The sequence below is a fragment of the Amycolatopsis sp. NPDC004378 genome (assembly GCF_053602455.1).
Map to the genome: position 1 here is coordinate 738100 of NZ_JBSGDR010000002.1, position 16740 is coordinate 754839.

Sequence of the window (16740 nt, forward strand, 5' to 3'; positions counted from 1 at the left end):
CTGTGGACAACTCGGGCGGTTCGGCCGGAATCGTCGGTGCGGTCGTGCATGATCGGAAGCACGGGAAGTTCCCGGCCCGGAACCGGCACCGTCAGAGAGGAGGTGAACCGCCGGCGGTCGGCGTCATCCGGGTCGCAGTGCTTCCAGTGCTTCACGCAGCTTGCCGGAGAGCGGTACCGGCCGGCGGGACTCGCGGTCCACGAAGACGTGCACGAAGTGCCCTTCCGCGACCAGGGACTCGTCGGCGGCGTACATCCCGATTTCGTAGCGCACGCTGGAGTTCCCGAGGTGTGCCACCCGCAAGCCGACCTTCAGCGAACCAGGAAAGGAAACCGATGCGTGGTACCCGCAGTGCGACTCGACGCACAGCCCGATCACCTCCCCGGCCTCGATGTCGAGACCGCCCTGCTCGATCAGCCACGTGTTGATCACCGTGTCCATCAGCGAGTAGTGCACCACGTTGTTGACGTGCCCGTAGACGTCGTTGTCCTTCCAGCGCAACGGAACCGTCTGCCAGTGCGGGTACCCGTTCATCGCGGGGACACCGACTCGCGCAGGATGGCCGCGAGGTCGTCCTCCGACGGCTCGCGGGGTGCAGTGGCCAGCAACCGCTGCTGCTTCAGGGTTCCCTCGACGAGCGAGTCCACATCGGACTCCGCGTAGCCGACGGCACCGATGCCGTCCGGGATGCCGATCTGCCGCATCAGGTCGATCAGCACCGCGGGCAGGTGGTCGGCGAAGTCGCCGGGCCACTCGAAGTCGGGCGCCAGCAGGCGTGCGACGCGCAGGTGGCGGTCCGGCGCCGCGTCGAAGGTGAAGCGGAACGCGGCGGGCGCCGTGAGCGACACGGCCATGCCGTGCGGCACCAGGGGTTCTTCGCCCGGATACCCCTCCGGGTGGAAATCCCTGACCTGCCCGGCGATCGGGTACGCGTTCGCGTGCGGGATGTGGACCCCGGCGTTGCCGAACCCGAGCCCGGCGAACGTCGCGGCGAGGGCCATGGCTTCGCGGGCCTTGAGGTCGTCGCCGTCGCGGACCGCGGCGGGGAGGGCCCACGACAGCAGGCGAAGGGACTGCTCGGCGAACATGTCGGCCAGCGGGTTCGAGCCGCAGTACGGCACGCGCTGCTCCGGGCGCTTGCGCTCGAAGTCGGTGTACGGCTTGGCGGTGTAGCTCTCCGCGGCGTGGCAGAGGATGTCCATGCCGCTCGCGGCGGTCACCCCGGCCGGCTGGCTGACGGTGAGCCGCGGGTCGACGACGGCGAGGGTCGGGCGCAGCCGCAGGTGGCTGATCCCGCTCTTGACGCGCAGGGACAGCACGTCGAGGACGCAGACCGTGGTGCTCTCCGAACCGGTGCCGGTGGTGGTGGGGACCGCGACCAGCGGCTTCAGCGGGCGGTCGGGTGCGCGGCCGCCGCCGACCGGCGCGTTGACGTAGTCCATCAGCTCGCCGTCGTTGCTGGTGAGCAGGTTCGCGGCCTTGGCGGTGTCGATGCTGGACCCGCCGCCGACGGCGACGAACGCGTCGTACGGGCCGGTGCCGCGGGCGAAGTCGACCGCCTTCTGCATGCTGACGTCGGTGGGCTCGACGTGGACGCCGTCGAAGATCTCGGTCTCGATGCCGTGGCCCGCGATGCCGTCGGCGATGCGGCGCGGCCAGCCGGTCGCGGCGACCTGCGGGTCCGTCACGACCAGGACGCGGTGGACGCCGTACTGGCTGAGGTCGTAGCCGATCTCGTCGGCGGCGCCGGTGCCGTACTTCAACGCCGGTGCGCCATAAGTAAAAACGGTTTCATGTTCGGTCGCGGCCAAGACTGCGGTCCTCGCTCCCATGATCGGCTAACAGTCGGTCAAAGCGGACATTCAGTCCATCCTTACCGGGTTTCGGCGAAGATCACTTGACTGCACTGAACGGTGCCCGCCTAAGCTCTCCTCATTAGATACCAACTGGGAGCGACCGTCGCCCAGACGGCCGTGCGGATCCTGACCGAGGCGCGTGTCCGCCGTGTCTACGCGGTGGTCGGCGAGTCCTTCCTGGAACTGCTCGACGCTCTGCAGCGCGAGCGGGAGATCACGCTGGTCTCGGCGCGCCACGACGCGGGCGCGGCGTTCATGGCGGAGGCGGAGGGCAAGCTCACCGAGCGGCCCGCCGTGCTGCTCGCCAGCCGGGGCCCGAGCGCGGCGAGCCTGGCGATCGGCGTCCAAACGGCCTACCAGGACGAGACTCCGATGGTCGTGCTGCTGGAGACGCCGGCGACCGAGCCGATGTCGTCTTCGTCCGGGGAACTGCCGACCTCGGACCTGACGGCGATGTTCGAGTCGATCGCCAAGTCGACATTGCGGGTGACCGACCCGGACGGGCTGCCCGGGTTGCTCGCGCACGCGCTGACCACGTCGCAGGAAGGACGGCCGGGGCCGGTCGTGCTCGGCGTGCCCTGCGACATCTGGGGCATGCCCTACGACGCGGCCAAGCCGATGGCGCGGGTGCGGCCGCCGGCGTCCGGCACGCTGGGCCGTTCGGCGGACGCCGTCGCGCAGCTGGTGGACGAGGCGAAGTACCCGGTGGTCATCGTCGGCGGGCGGGCGCGGTCGGCGCGCGACGAGCTGATCGCCGTGGCCGACGAGCTCGCGCTGCCCGTCTACAACGCCTTCCGGCGGCAGGACGCCTTCCCGGAGAACCACGCGCGCTACGCCGGTCACCTCGGGCTCGGCATCCCGGCCAGGCAGCTGGACGCGCTCGAACGGGCCGACCTCGTCCTCGCGCTGGGCACCCAGCTCGACGAGGTGACCACCCAGGCCTACCGCTACCCGACGCCCCAGCAGACGCTGGTCATGGTCGGGACCGGCATCGACGTCAGCCCGAAGCGGCGCGGGCTCACCTTCCGGGTCGACTCGGAGGTCGAGCCGTTCCTGCGGGAGCTGCGCGAGGTGGCGTCGCCGCGGGCGCGGCGGGCGTCGGCGGCCAACGCGGCCGTCCACACCTTCATGACCCCGCCCGACACCAGCGGTAACACGCGGGTGCACCCGGTCGACGTCGTCCGCGCGCTGCGGAAGCTGGCGCCCGAGGACACCATCGTGACCAGCGACGCGGGCAACTTCGCGCAGTTCATGCACCGGTACTGGTGCTTCACGGCGCCGCGCAGCCAGCTCGGCCCGAGCAACGCCGCGACGGGGTACGCCGTGCCGGCCGCGGTGGCGGCGAAGCTGGCCGAACCGCGGCGGACCGTCGTGGCCATGGTCGGCGACGCCGGGACGCTGATGACCGGGCAGGAAATCGAGACGGCCGTCCGGTACCGGGCGCCCGTGATGGTCGTCGTCTTCCAAAACGGCGTGCACGGTGCGCTCGCCATGCACCAGGCACGCACGCACGGACGGCTGTCCGGGGTGTCCATCCCGCTGACCGACTTCGCTTCGTGGGCGCGTGGCCTGGGCGCGGCAGGGTACACGGTGGACGATCGCGAAGAGCTCGAGCCGATCATCGCCAGTGCGCTGGTGCGGCAGCGGCCGTGCGTCATCGACGTGCGCACGGACCCGGACGTCGTGACGCCGGACGTGCGGCTTTCGGCCCTGCTCGGCCAGGTCCGACCGCAACCTCCCGCCCAGTAAGGGTTTTTCCCGATATCGGTGCGGAAACGCCGGGAAAGTCGTGTGGTAGCGCGGCGACGGCTCGGGTAATCTGACGGTGTTCCGGTGGTGGTTCGCCGCTGAACGTTCCCGGCCGGGTCCCGGCCGGCGACAACCGGTTTCTGTCGGTGCCGCATGGCACCATCGCGGTCATGCCCAGCAGGGAAGCGGGCAGGGAACGAGGGGAGTTTCGACGTGACCGATCACCAGCACGCACCCGAACCAGCGCGGAAGTCCTCCGGCGTCGTACCGGTGCTGTTCAGCGCCAGTTCGGAGGCCCACGACGACGCCGTGGTGGCCGGGGAGCACGACACGACCTGGCGTTCGCCGTTCGGCGCGGACGGGCTGCGCCCGGCGAGTGGCGAATAGCTCACCTCGCCCGGGTGAAGACGGGTTGTCCGCCCTCCTCGAGGTGTGCTTTACTGCACTTGGTCTCGATTTTTGTGTTCGTGTTGAGTCACGCTCGCAGAATTCAGCGGGCGTAGTGTCTCCTCGCCGAGGAAGCAAACCGTCCGGGTGTTGACCCGGGACGCCGAAGTGGCTTCCTGTTTTTTTGGTGTTACACATGGAGATTTTTGATGACTCAGGGCACTGTGAAGTGGTTCAACTCCGAGAAGGGGTTCGGCTTCATCACCCCCGACAACGGTGGCGGCGACGTCTTCGTTCACTACAGCGAGATCCAGGGTAACGGCTTCCGTACCCTCGAGGAGAACGCTCGCGTCGAGTTCGAGATCGGCCAGGGCCAGAAGGGTCCGCAGGCCACGTCGGTCACCGTGATCTGACTTTGATCTTGGGAAAAGGCCGTCACCCGTTCGGGGTGACGGCCTTTTTCGTATGCTGCGCACCATGATCGAGCACGGGTACACCGTCTCCGGGATGAGCTGCGGGCACTGCGCCCAGTCGGTCACCGAAGAGCTCACGGCGCTGCCGGGAGTGACCGAAGTGGACGTCGACGTCTCGGCGAAGCGGGTGGTCGTCCGCGCCGAAGCGGCGCTGGCGGAGAGCGACGTCCGCGCCGCCGTCGAGGAGGCCGGCTTCACCTACGAGGGCACGGCCAGCCTGGTTTCGTGACAAGATCGTCCACTGGCGATCGGACGCCGGTGTGACTTACGGCTCAGTAGGGTCCCCGGACCCGGCCGACCAGGCCTTCGCCGCATCTTGAATACTGCAACGCCCTGCAACCCTTCCCCTTTCGCCCCGTTCGGGGTCTCCTGTTCACCGGTGACGTGTCAGGAGGTCAGGTGGGCGAAACGGTGGCGGGGATCGTCGCGAATCCGGCTTCGGGGCGGGACATCCGCCGGCTGGTCGCGCAGGCTTCGGTGTTCCCCACCGCGGAGAAGGCGAACATGGTCCAGCGGCTCCTCGCCGCCTTCGCCGTGACGGGGCTGGACCGGGCGCTCGTCTCGACCGACCTCGGCGGGATCTCCGCCGCGGTGCTGCGAGCCCTCGGGCGGGGCGGGACCTGGCCGAAGGTCGACTTCTGCGCCGACGACCCGATCACCGGGACCGCTGCCGACACGACCAACGTCGTCCGGCGGATGGTCGAGGCCGGGGCCGGGGTCATCGTCGTGCTCGGCGGCGACGGCACGGCGCGCGTCGCCGCCGCGGCCTGCGAAGACGTTCCGATCCTCGCCCTCTCCACCGGCACCAACAACGCCTTCCCGCAGATGCGGGAGGCGACCGTCGCCGGGCTGGCGGCCGGATTGATCGCCACCGGCCAGGTCGACCCCGACCTCGTGACGCACCGGGTCAGCGTGCTCGAGGTCGTCACCAAAGCACGCCGGGAGATCGCGCTCGTCGACGTCTGCGTGTCGCTGAGCAAGCACATCGGCGCCCGGGCCGTCTGGGACCCGGCGTCCCTCACCGAGCTGTACTGCACCTTCGCCGAGCCGGACGGCATCGGCCTGTCCAGCGTTCCCGGCCAGCTCTGCCCGAGCCCGCGGTCGAGCCCGGACGGCGTCGCGCTGCAGCTCGGGCCCGTCGGGGAGACGCCGTACGTCGTGCACGCGCCGATCGCGCCCGGCCTGGTCCGGCCGGTCGGCGTGCGCGGGTGGGGCGTCCTGCAGCCCGGTGTGCGGGTCGAGCTGGCCGCGGCCGGCGGGGTCATCGCGCTCGACGGTGAGCGCGAACTCGAACTGAAGAACGGCGAAAGCGCCTTCGTCGAGCTCAAACCGGACGGGCCGTGGGTCGTCGACGTCCGGGCGGCGATGGCGGAGGCGGCGAGAAAAGGGCTGTTGCGCACGGAAACCGATCAAGGGAAGGAGCGTCGAAGATGACGGACACCCTGCGGGAGGCGTATCGCGTGATGCGCACCATCCGGGCCTTCGAAGAGCGGGTGCACGCGGAGTTCGCGACGGGCGAAATCCCCGGGTTCGTGCACCTCTACGCCGGTGAGGAGGCCTCCGCCACCGGCGTTTGCCTCCACCTCGACGACCGCGACGCCATCGCCAGCACCCACCGCGGCCACGGCCACTGCATCGCCAAAGGCGTCGACGTCAAAGGGATGATGGCCGAGATCTACGGCCGCAGGACAGGATCCTGTCACGGCAAGGGTGGCTCGATGCACATCGCCGACCTCGCCAAGGGCATGCTCGGTGCCAACGGCATCGTCGGGGGCGGCCCGCCCCTCATCTGCGGCACCGCCCTCGCCGCCAAGCAGCAGAACACCGGCGGCGTCGGCGTCGCGTTCTTCGGCGACGGCGCCAGCAACCAGGGGACGACCCTGGAAGCGCTGAACCTCGCGTCGGTCTGGGACCTCCCCGCCGTCTTCGTCGCGGAGAACAACGGCTACGCCGAAGCCACGTCGAGCACCTGGTCCGTCGCCTCCGACAACATCGCCGACCGCGCCGCCGGGTTCGGCATGCCCGGCGTGATCGTCGACGGGTTCGACTTCTTCGCCGTCCACGAAGCCGCGGGCGAAGCCATCGGACGCGCCCGCGACGGCGGCGGCCCGACGCTCATCGAGGTCAAGTTCACCCGCTACTTCGGGCACTTCGAGGGCGACCAGCAGACCTACCGGGCCGGCGAAGTCGCCGACGCCCGCGAGAACCTCGACTGCCTCAAGCGCTTCCGCGAACGCGTCACCGAGAGCGGCGAACTGCCCGGCCAGGTCCTCGACGACATCGACGCCGAAGTCGCGAAGCTCATCGAAGACGCGGTCTCCGAAGCGAAGGCCGCGCCGAAACCCCGGAAGGAAGACCTCGAAACCGACGTCTACGTCTCGTACTGAAGGGAGCGCACGTCATGGCCAGGACGATCAGCTACCGCGAGGCGATCAACGAGGCGCTCGCGCAGGAGATGGAACGCGACGAGACGGTCATCGTCATGGGCGAGGACAACGCGGGCGGCGCCGGCAGCCCCGGCGAGGACGACGCCTGGGGCGGTGTCCTCGGCGTCACGAAAGGTCTCTTCCACAAGTTCCCGGGCCGGGTGCTCGACACGCCGATCTCCGAATCGGCGTTCGTCGGCGCGGCGATCGGGGCCGCGACGCGCGGGCAGCGGCCGGTCGCGGAACTCATGTTCATCGACTTCATGGGCGTCTGCTTCGACCAGATCTTCAACCAGGCGGCCAAGTTCCGGTACATGTTCGGCGGCAACGCGCGGACGCCGGTCGTCATCCGCACGATGTACGGCGCCGGGCTGCGCGCCGCGGCGCAGCATTCGCAGTGCCTGTACCCGATCTTCACGCACATCCCGGGCCTGAAGGTCGTCGTGCCGTCGAACCCGTACGAGGCGAAAGGCCTGCTCATCCAGTCGATCCGGGACGACGACCCGGTGATCTTCTGCGAGCACAAGGCTCTTTACGACACCAGCGGCGAGGTGCCGGAGGACAGCTACACGATCCCGTTCGGCGAGGCCAACGTCGTCCGCGACGGGGACGACGTCACGATCGTCGCCATCGGACGCATGGTCGCCATCGCCGAAGAAGCGGCGAAAGAGCTGGCGGACAACGGCATCGAAGCCGAGATCATCGACCCCCGCACGACGAGCCCGCTCGACACCGAGACGATCATCGAAAGCGTCGAAAACACCGGACGCCTGGTCGTCGTCGACGAGGCCTCGCCGCGTTGCAACCTCGCCACGGACATCTCGGCGCTCGTCGCGAAGGAGGCGTTCGGCTCGCTGCGGGCGCCGATCGAGATGGTCACGCCGCCGCACACGCCCGTCCCGTTCTCCGACGCGCTCGAGGACCTCTACATCCCCGACGCCCAGAAGGTCGTCAACGCGGCGAAGGCGGTCGTGGAGTACCGGCGATGATCCGCAAGGTCACGATGCCCAAGTGGGGCCTCTCGATGGAGCGCGGCCGGATCTCCGACTGGATCGCGGCCGAGGGTGACGAGGTCGCGGCGGGCGACGACCTCGCCGACATCGACACCGACAAGATCAACGGCACCCTCGAATCCCCGGGTGACGGCGTGCTGCGGCGGGTCGTCGCCGCGGTCGGGGAGGAGGTGCCGGTCGGCGGCACGATCGCGCTGCTCGCCGACGCGGCCACCGGAGACGCCGAACTCGACGAAGCCGCGAGACAGGCCCGCGAGGAGATCGACGCGGGTGCCGTCGCGGCGCCGGCGGGGCCGGTCATCAGCAGCGTGGAGGTCGGCGGCCGGACGCTCAGCTACGCGACGCTCGGCACCGAGGGCGACGTCGTCGTGCTCGTCCACGGCTACGGCGGCGACAAGAACTCCTGGCTGTTCATCCAGGAGCCGCTGAGCGAGACGATGCTCGTGCACGCGCTCGACCTGCCCGGACACGGCGAATCGACCAAGGACGTCGGCGACGGCTCGCTCGACACCCTCGCTGACGCCGTCCTCGGCTTCCTCGACGCGCTGGGCATCGAACGCGCGCACCTGGCCGGGCACTCGCTGGGCGGCGCGGTCGTCACGGCGGCGGCCGCGAAGGCGCCGGGCCGGGTCAGCGGGCTCACGCTCGTCGCCCCGGCCGGCTTCGGCCGCGAGATCAACGCCGGCTACCTGCGCGGATTCGCGTCGGCGACGTCCCGGCGCGAGCTGAAACCGCACCTGGGAGCTCTGTTCGCGAACCCGGACCTCGTCACCCGCCGGCTGGCCGACGACCTGCTCAGGTACAAGCGCCTCGACGGCGTCGACAAGGTCCTCACGACGCTCCTGGACACACTCCTCGACGGGGACGCGCAAGCCATCGACGCAGTTCCGCTGCTGTCCGAAGTGGACATACCGGTGACGGTCGTCTGGGGGCGCGAGGACGCCGTCCTGCCGCCGCGAGGCAACGCGACCCTGGTCGACAACGCCGGGCACATGGTGCACCTGGAGTCCCCGGGCGCCGTGATCGCCGCGATCACGGGCTGACCGGCGAGACGGCCGCCACCTTCCGATCGGCCGACCGAAAAGGCAGACTGAGAAGGGAGCACAGGGAGCGGCGGTTTGGGTCAGCGAGACCTCGAGGCAGCGTTGCCGGCCGGGGCGGACCCCCGGCGGCACGCCCGTGTCCTCGCACAGGTGCACGAAGCGGCCCTGACCGGGAAGACGCCGCCCAGCCGGCCGCGGCCGGTGATCGACGCGTCCTGGCAGCGGATGCGCCGCCTCGGCATGGATCCCGACACCCGCGCGGCCGCGCCCGTCCTGACCGCCGAGGAACTGGAAACGCGCCGCCGCACGAGCGGGCTGGCCGAAGCGCTGCCGACGTTGCGCGGCGCCCTGACCAGCCTCGCCGAGCAGGCCGCGCACATCATGGTGATCGTCGACGCCGGCGGGAAGGTGCTGTGGCGCGACGGCAGCGCCGCGGTCCGCCGCCGCGCGGACGGGCTCGGCTTCGTCGAAGGTGTCGACTGGCAGGAGGAAGCCGTCGGCACCAACGCGATCGGCACGGCGCTCGTCGCGCGCCGCCCGGTCCAGATGTACGCCGCCGAGCACTTCGTCCGGTCGCACCACTCCTGGACGTGCGCCGCCGCGCCGCTGCACGACCCGCGCGACGGCAAGCTGCTCGGCGTCGTCGATCTCTCGGGTGCGGCCTCGACCGTCCACGCGACGACGTTGGCGCTGGTCGACGCCGTGACGCAGCTCGCCGAGGCCCAGCTGCGCACGACCCACCTCACCGAGCTGGAACGGCTGCGGCGCTTCGCCGTCCCGGTGCTGGCGAAGGCCGGTGGCCGGGCCGTCGTGGTCGACGACCACGGCTGGGTCGCCGCGGCCGGCGGCCTCGCGCCGGTCGACCGGATCTCGCTGCCCACCGGCTTGACCCCCGGCGGGGTGTGGCTGCCGGCGTACGGCAGCTGCGCGGTCGAGCCGGTGCCCGGCGGCTGGCTGATCCGCGTCGCCGAGAGCGACCCCGCGCCGCCGACCCGGGTCGTCCTCGACGTCCGGTCGCCGCGCGAACCCGAGCTGACCGTGGCCGGCGCGGCCGGGACGTGGACGCACCGGCTCAGCCCGCGGCACGCCGAAATGCTGTACGTGCTGGCCAGCCACCGCGGCGGCCGGTCGGCGTCGGAGCTGTCGTCCGACCTGTTCGGCGACGCGGGCCGCACGGTCACCGTCCGCGCCGAGATGTCCCGGCTGCGCCGCCACTTCGGCGGCATCCTCGGCGCGAAGCCGTACCGCTTCGCCGACGACGTCGAGGTGCTGGTCCGGCGGCCGCCGAGTCCCGAAGCGGTGCTGCCGCACTCGCTCGCCCCGGCCATCCGCGGCTGACCTGACCAGGGAAGATGGGAACGTGCCGAACCGTCCCCTGCTGCCCGACACGATCGCGCCGAGCTGGCTCGTGGTGCAGGTGCTCGGCACCCTGTTCGTCGCGGGGACGCTGCTGACCGCCCGCGAGCCGGACCCGCGGATCTGGACCGCCTACGGCGTCGCGAGCGCCTGCTGGCTCGGGTTCGTCGTGCTCGCGCCGCGAAGGCCGAAGACGGCGGCCGCCCTGCTCGCCGTGGCCAGCGCCTTGCCGGCGACGCTCGTCGGCGAGGCCGCGGACTCGTCGGCGATCCTGCTGGCCGTCATCGCGCTGGGCCGGCTCGCGGCGCTCACCGCCGTCAGCGTCGGCGCGATCGTCGGGGCCGGCGTGCTCGACATCGCGCTCGCGGTGACCGCCCACCTCATCGCCGGGCAGTCCTCCGGCGACGCGCTCGCCGACGCCGGCGTGATGCTGCTGCTCGTGCTGATCGGGCTCAACCGCCGCCAGTACGAGGTCCAGGCGTCGCAGGCCGGGGCGCTGCTCGACCAGACCCGGCTCGCGCAGGCCGAACACGCGCGCGCCGCCGCGCTCGACGAACGCACCCGCATCGCGCGCGAGATCCACGACGTCCTCGCGCATTCGCTGGGCGCACTGGGGGTCCAGCTCGAACTCGCCGAAGCGCTGCTCGCCGAGAAGTCCGATGTGGACGGTGCGCTGCGGTCGGTCCGGCGGTCGCGACGGCTCGCCGCGGACGGGCTCGCCGAGGCGCGCAACGCCGTCGCCGCGCTCCGGCGGGACGTCCCGCCGCTGGCCGGCGCGCTCGCCGCCGTGGCCGCAGAACACGCCGGAAACCACGGCGTCTCCGTCGACTTCGCCGCTGAGGGCGACGCGCGGCCGTTGCCCTCCGCGGCCGTCGTCGCGCTGGTGAGCGTCGCGCGCGAGGCCTTGACGAACGCGGGCAAGCACGCTCCCGGCGAAGACGTCCGGATGCGGCTGAGCTACGTGTCCGGGAGTGTTCGGCTCGAGGTCCGGAACGCGCTCACCGAATTCACTCGGACAGGTGAAGGTTTCGGTCTGGCGGGCATGCGAGAGCGGCTTGCCCTCGCCGATGGCACCCTGGACGCCGGTCCGGTGGACGGTCAGTGGCGCGTCCTCGCGGAGGTGCGGGACTGAGCACGCCGCAGATCACGTGCTGATGACGGCGGGCGGTGCCCGTCACCGCGCGTGCGGCGTCTCGGCTACCTTTTGCGTACGGCTCGCAGCAGTCTTTAGGGGGCTCCGGGTGGCGAAGCCCCCGGCCTGGGGCGAAGCCCCGGAAGCCACGGGGAGGAATCGGGGATGACCAGCACTGCGACGGCGCCGGGGCCGTCGGCGCCCGCGCCGGGGCCCCCACCGCCGTCGCCACCGGACGGCCGCGACCGCGCCGGGGGCCGCAGCGGCCTGCTGGGACTCCTCGACCTGCCGGGTCAGGCGGTCCGCGCGATCGTCAAGTCGGCCGCGACCACGCCCGGCCGGCTCACCGTGATCGCCGTCGGGCTGGTGCTGCTGTCCCTGGTCGCCGGGCTGGTCGCGACGCTCTCGGTGCAGAACCGCGACGACACGATCACCGGCGTCATCGACCACCGCGAACCGCTGGCCGCCGCGTCGCAGCAGGTCTACCGCTCGCTCTCGGACGCCGACGCGACCGCGGCGAGCGCGTTCCTCTCCATCGGCACCGAGCCGCCCGAGCTGCGCCAGCGCTACGAGCGGGACATCGCCGAGGCCGGCGCCGCGCTCGCGAAGGCGGCTTCGGACGCCGCCGACGTCGCCGACGCGGCCGGTCCCGTCGACACCCTCAACCAGTCGCTGCCGGTCTACACCGGGCTAGTCGAGACCGCGCGGGCGAACAACCGCCTCGGCTACCCGGTCGGCGCGAGCTACCTGCGCGAGGCGTCCGAGCTGATGCGGGCGAAGGTGCTGCCCGCCGCGCAGGACCTCTACCGCGTCGACACCGAGCGGCTGATCGACGAGCAGGACAGCGCCACCGGCTTCCCGTGGCTCGCCACGATCCTGATGCTCGCGCTGCTCGCCGCGCTCATCGTCACCCAGGTCCACCTGACCCGGCGCACCAACCGGCTGCTCAACGTCGGGCTGGTCGTCGCGACGGTCGCCGTCGTGGTTTCGCTGCTGTGGGGCGCGGTCGCCCTGCTCTTCCAGGGCAGCCTGGTCGGCAGCGGCCAGGACGACGGCTCGCACCGCGTCGACGTGCTGGTCCGCGCGCGGATCGCCGCGCTGCAGGCCCGCGCCGACGAAACGCTGACGCTGGTCGCCCGCGGCGACGGCGCGGCGTACGAGAAGGACTTCGGCGCCAACGCGGCCCAGCTGGTCGGCCCGGACGGGCAGGGCGGCCTCCTCGGCGAAGCCCGCGGCCTGATCCAGGACGGCGAAGGCGCCGCGAAGGTCGCCGACGCGACGAAGGCCGCGAACGACTGGCTGAAGGCGCACAAGCAGGTCCGCACCCAGGACGACGCCGGGCAGTACCAGGACGCGGTCGACACCGCGGTGGTCGAGGACAAGCAGGACGGCTCCGCGCCGGCGTTCCGGCGGCTCGACGACAGCCTCCAGGCGGCGATCGACGTCGGCAGGCAGGAGTTCCTGGACGACACCCACAACGGCGACCGCGCGCTGACGCTCCTCGCGCCCGGCCTGGCCGTGCTGGCGATCGTCGCCGCGGCGGGTGTCACCATGGGCATCCGGGAGCGACTGAGGGAGTACCGGTGAGCAGGCGGGGGAACACGGTCCGGGCGGGCGTGCTGGCGCTCGTCGCGCTGCTCGCGGCGTCGTGCGGAAGTCCCGGGAAACCGGTCGACCCGGCCCCGGTCGGCAACGCGGCCTGGCCGCAGCCCGCGCACGTCGGCGGCCCGGACGCGACCGCCGGCGGCGGCGCCGACACCAGCTGCAACCCGCTGGCCAGTCTCTCGCCGAACGGGTCGGTCGCCGATGGCTCGACCATGGCGAAGATCAAGGAACGCGGCAAGCTGATCGCCGGCGTCGACCAGACGACGTACCTGTTCGGCTTCCGGAACCCGACCTCGGGCAACCTCGAGGGCTTCGACATCGACATGGTCAACGCGATCGCGAAGGCCCTGTTCGGCTCCGCCGAGGGCCACGTCCAGTTCCGCGCGATCCCGTCTTCGCAGCGCGAGGACGTCCTGAAGCAGCACCAGGTCGACATCGTCGTCCGGACCTACAGCATCACGTGCGCGCGCAAGAAGGACGTGCAGTTCTCGTCGGTGTACTACCAGGCGGGGCAGCGGATCCTGGTCACCAAGGAGTCGAAGGTGACCAAGCTCGCCGACCTCGGCGGCAAGCGCGTGTGCGCGACGAAGAAGTCGACGTCGCTGGCCAAGATCGCGACGGACCCGGCGAAGCCGGTGCCGGTCTCGGTGGACAACTGGTCCGACTGCCTGGTCATGCTCCAGCAGGGCCAGGTGGACGCGGTGTCGACCGACGACACGATCCTCGCCGGGATGGCCGCGCAGGACCCGACGCTGCAGGTCGTCGGCGACCAGTTCACGCAGGAGAACTACGGCATCGGCATTCCGAAGGACAACGAGGACATGGTGCGGTACGTCAACTCCGTGCTCGACCAGATCCGCGGCTCCGGCGTCTGGCAGGACAGCTACCACCACTGGGTGGAGCCGTCGCTGGGCGCGGCCACGCCACCGTCGCCGCAATACCAGTGAGCGCGCCGGAACTAGGATCGGTCCCCGCACACCGGGGATCTGGGAGGTAGCAGTGTCGGAGGAGCCGCGCCGTCCTCGGCACGCCGCGCCGGACGGGGAGCCGCAGCCGGCCACGCCGAGCTGGCAGCCGCCGCCACCGGTGCGGTGGGAGACCCCGGAGCCGTCGATCTCCGGCCGTCTCGACGACGCCGAACCCGCCGGCAGACCCGGTGGTCCCGGGAAGCCCGGTGGCGAGGAGACCGTCATCCACGCGCCCGTGCGCCGTCCGCCGACGCCGCCGCGCGGGCAGCCGTCGGCCGTGCGCGGGACGATCCCGGGCGCCGAAGACCCGACCCGCCCGCCGGGCAGCATCACCCCGGTCGTGCCGCCGGTCCAGCCGGCGCAGGCCGCGCAGCCGCCGACGCAGGCCATCCGGCCGGACGCGAACGCGCCGCAGCCGACGAGCGTGCTCGCCGCGCCGGCGCCGGAGACCCAGAGCATCATGCCGCCGGTACCGCGGCCCGACTCCGGCCCGGGGACGCCGTTGCCCGACCCGGGCACCGAGAGCGTCCTGCCCGAGCGCACCAGCGAAGGCCGCCACACCGGGACCGGCACGGGCACCGGCAGCGGCTCGGACTCCCGGTCCGGCTCCGGGGCGTTCCCCGGCACGTCGAGGCGGACGTCGTCAAGGACTTCGCGGTCGCGTCGCGGGCGGCTCGGTGCCGGCCTGGTCGAGGTCCCGCCGGTCCCCGCGCGCGACCCCGCGTCCGCGGTGCTGACGAACCCGGTGGTGTCGGAGGAAAAGCGGTTCTGCGGGAACTGCGCCGCGAAGGTCGGCCGCGGCAAGGACGGGAAACCGGGTGCCGCGGAAGGAAAGTGCGACAACTGCGGTGCGCCGTTCTCGTTCGTCCCGAAGCTGCAGCCGAACGAGCTGGTCGGCGGCCAGTACGAGGTGCTCGGCGCGCTCGCCTACGGCGGCCTGGGCTGGATCTACCTGGCGCAGGACCACAACGTGTCCGACCGCTGGGTCGTCCTCAAAGGACTGATCGACACCGGTGACCAGACGGCGATGGCGGCCGCGGCCAACGAACAGCGGTTCCTGGCCGAGGTCGAGCACCCCAACATCGTCAAGATCCACAACTTCGTGCAGCACCCGGACCGCCAGAGCGGCACGACCGTCGGCTACATCGTCATGGAGTACGTCGGCGGCCAGTCGCTGCGGCAGCTCGCGCTCGCGCACCACCGCGAAAGCCGTCGCCCCGAGCCGCTGCCGATCGGCCAGGTCATCGCGTACGGGCTGGAGATCCTGCCCGCGCTCGGCTACCTGCACAGCCAGAACCTGCTCTACTGCGACCTCAAGCCGGACAACGTGATCCAGACGAACGAACAGCTGAAGCTGATCGACCTGGGCGCGGTCCGGCGGATGGACGACTACGAGAGCCCGCTGTTCTTCACCACCGGCTACAGCGCGCCGGAACTGGCGAAGCAGGGCGCGTCGGTGGCGTCGGACCTGTTCACCGTCGGGCGCACGCTCGCCGTGCTGAGCTTCGAGTTCACCGGCTACACCACCAAGTTCAAGACGAGCCTGCCCGGCCCGGACGCGGTCCCGCTGTTCGCGCTGTTCGGTTCGTACTACCGGTTCCTGCGGCGCGCGACGCACGCCGACCCGGACCGGCGGTTCCTCTCCGCCGAGGAGATGGGCGACCAGCTCACCGGCGTGCTGCGCGAGATCATGGCGCTGGGCACCGGCAAGCCGCGACCCGGCGCGTCGACGGTGTTCGGCCCGGAGAGCCGCACCTTCGGCGTGCAGCTCGTGGTGCCGGAGACCGGCCGGAGCGTGCCGCTGCCCGGCGCGGACGAGGTCGTCGCCGGCCTGCCGATCCCGCAGGTGGACACGGACGACCCGGCGGCCGGCGTGCTCGCGACGACGACCGCGCTCGACCCGCGTGGCGCCATCGAGGCCCTGGCCGGCGCGCCGCGCGAGTCGATCGAGGTGCGGCTGCGGATCGTGCGCGCCCGCATCGAGCTGGGCGAGCTGGCCGAGGCGCAGCGGCAGCTGCAGGCGGCGCAGTACCTGGCGATCAAGAACGGCTTCCCGCACGACTGGCGGATCGACTGGTACCGCGGCCTGATCGAGCTGGCCGGCGGCCGCTCGCGGGTCGCGCAGGTCGCGTTCGAATCCGTGTACGACGACCTGCCCGGCGAGATCGCGCCGAAGCTCGCGCTGGGCATCAGCGCCGAGGGCGTCGGCGACTACTTCGCCGCGGCACGGTTCTACGAGCTGGTCTGGCGGACGGACCGGACCTACGTCAGCGCCGCGTTCGGCCTCGCGCGGGTGTACCTCGCGCAGGGCGCGCGCAACAGCGCCGTGGAGGTGCTCGAGACGGTCCCGCCGTCCTCGACCCACTACGTCGACGCGCAGGTCGCCGCGATCAAGATCAAGACGACGGCGACCAAGGCGAACGGCCGCGAGACGCCGGTGACCGAGCACGACCTGCTCGACGCGTCGGCGCGCCTCGAGCGGCTCCGGCTGGACGTCGAACGTCAGACGCGGCTGTCCGCCGGCGTGCTCGAAGCCGCGCACGAGTGGCTCAAGCAGGGCAAACCCACCCCGGGCGCGCGCGTGCTGGGGTGCGCGCTGGAGGAGCGTGAGCTGCGGTTCGGGCTGGAACGGTGCTACCGCGCCCTGGCGCGGCTGGCCGGGACGGTCGAGCAGCGCGTCGAGCTGGTCGACCGGGCCAACGCCGTCCGCCCCCGCACGCTCACCTGACGAG

At 71.6% G+C, this 16740-nt stretch carries 15 protein-coding genes; 13 read left to right on the top strand and 2 right to left on the bottom strand.

Features of this window, described 5'->3' with window-relative positions; genetic code table 11:
• Positions 1 to 123 precede the first annotated feature (123 nt).
• Positions 124 to 534, bottom strand: coding sequence for an acyl-CoA thioesterase (locus ACWEN0_RS11295; RefSeq protein WP_451971770.1), 411 nt, complete (start codon positions 532 to 534; stop codon positions 124 to 126).
• Positions 531 to 1832, bottom strand: coding sequence for a hydroxyacid-oxoacid transhydrogenase (locus tag ACWEN0_RS11300; RefSeq protein ID WP_451971773.1), 1302 nt, complete (start codon positions 1830 to 1832; stop codon positions 531 to 533). Before ACWEN0_RS11300 ends, ACWEN0_RS11295 begins: the two co-directional genes overlap by 4 nt.
• Before the next feature lie 114 nt (positions 1833 to 1946).
• Between ACWEN0_RS11300 and ACWEN0_RS11305 the strand changes: the two genes are divergently transcribed.
• The 13 genes from ACWEN0_RS11305 to ACWEN0_RS11365 all read left to right on the top strand — a co-directional run bounded on the left by ACWEN0_RS11305 (position 1947) and on the right by ACWEN0_RS11365 (position 16736).
• A complete protein-coding gene (locus ACWEN0_RS11305; protein WP_451972025.1) occupies positions 1947 to 3605 on the top strand; it encodes a thiamine pyrophosphate-binding protein in 1659 nt (552 codons plus the stop codon).
• A gap of 213 nt (positions 3606 to 3818) precedes the next feature.
• Positions 3819 to 3992 (top strand): hypothetical protein, encoded by a 174-nt coding sequence (locus tag ACWEN0_RS11310; RefSeq protein WP_451971776.1) that lies wholly within the window; start codon positions 3819 to 3821, stop codon positions 3990 to 3992.
• Between the two features lie 209 nt (positions 3993 to 4201).
• Positions 4202 to 4405, top strand: a complete 204-nt coding sequence (locus ACWEN0_RS11315; protein ID WP_004563013.1) for a cold-shock protein — start codon at positions 4202 to 4204, stop codon at positions 4403 to 4405.
• 64 nt (positions 4406 to 4469) lie between these two features.
• The gene (locus tag ACWEN0_RS11320; RefSeq protein ID WP_451971778.1) at positions 4470 to 4694 is read left to right on the top strand and encodes a heavy-metal-associated domain-containing protein; all 225 of its coding nucleotides are present in this window, start codon (positions 4470 to 4472) and stop codon (positions 4692 to 4694) included.
• Between the two features lie 170 nt (positions 4695 to 4864).
• On the top strand, positions 4865 to 5899 hold the full coding sequence (locus tag ACWEN0_RS11325) for an ATP-NAD kinase family protein (protein ID WP_451971781.1): 1035 nt from the start codon (positions 4865 to 4867) through the stop codon (positions 5897 to 5899).
• The gene (locus ACWEN0_RS11330; protein ID WP_451971783.1) at positions 5896 to 6852 is read left to right on the top strand and encodes a thiamine pyrophosphate-dependent dehydrogenase E1 component subunit alpha; all 957 of its coding nucleotides are present in this window, start codon (positions 5896 to 5898) and stop codon (positions 6850 to 6852) included. The genes ACWEN0_RS11325 and ACWEN0_RS11330 overlap by 4 nt, the downstream gene beginning before the upstream one ends.
• Before the next feature lie 14 nt (positions 6853 to 6866).
• A complete protein-coding gene (locus tag ACWEN0_RS11335; protein WP_451971786.1) occupies positions 6867 to 7880 on the top strand; it encodes an alpha-ketoacid dehydrogenase subunit beta in 1014 nt (337 codons plus the stop codon).
• Entirely contained in the window at positions 7877 to 8947 is a 1071-nt protein-coding gene (locus ACWEN0_RS11340) for an acetoin dehydrogenase dihydrolipoyllysine-residue acetyltransferase subunit (RefSeq protein WP_451971789.1), read from the top strand. The genes ACWEN0_RS11335 and ACWEN0_RS11340 overlap by 4 nt, the downstream gene beginning before the upstream one ends.
• 75 nt (positions 8948 to 9022) lie before the next feature.
• Positions 9023 to 10285, top strand: coding sequence for a GAF domain-containing protein (locus ACWEN0_RS11345; protein WP_451971792.1), 1263 nt, complete (start codon positions 9023 to 9025; stop codon positions 10283 to 10285).
• Between the two features lie 22 nt (positions 10286 to 10307).
• The gene (locus tag ACWEN0_RS11350) at positions 10308 to 11435 is read left to right on the top strand and encodes a sensor histidine kinase (RefSeq protein WP_451971795.1); all 1128 of its coding nucleotides are present in this window, start codon (positions 10308 to 10310) and stop codon (positions 11433 to 11435) included.
• A gap of 165 nt (positions 11436 to 11600) precedes the next feature.
• The gene (locus tag ACWEN0_RS11355; protein ID WP_451971798.1) at positions 11601 to 13022 is read left to right on the top strand and encodes a hypothetical protein; all 1422 of its coding nucleotides are present in this window, start codon (positions 11601 to 11603) and stop codon (positions 13020 to 13022) included.
• Complete coding sequence (locus ACWEN0_RS11360) at positions 13019 to 13987, top strand: glutamate ABC transporter substrate-binding protein (protein ID WP_451971801.1); 969 nt, start codon at positions 13019 to 13021, stop codon at positions 13985 to 13987. The genes ACWEN0_RS11355 and ACWEN0_RS11360 overlap by 4 nt, the downstream gene beginning before the upstream one ends.
• 52 nt (positions 13988 to 14039) lie before the next feature.
• Complete coding sequence (locus ACWEN0_RS11365; protein WP_451971803.1) at positions 14040 to 16736, top strand: tetratricopeptide repeat protein; 2697 nt, start codon at positions 14040 to 14042, stop codon at positions 16734 to 16736.
• The last annotated feature ends 4 nt before the right edge of the window (positions 16737 to 16740 follow it).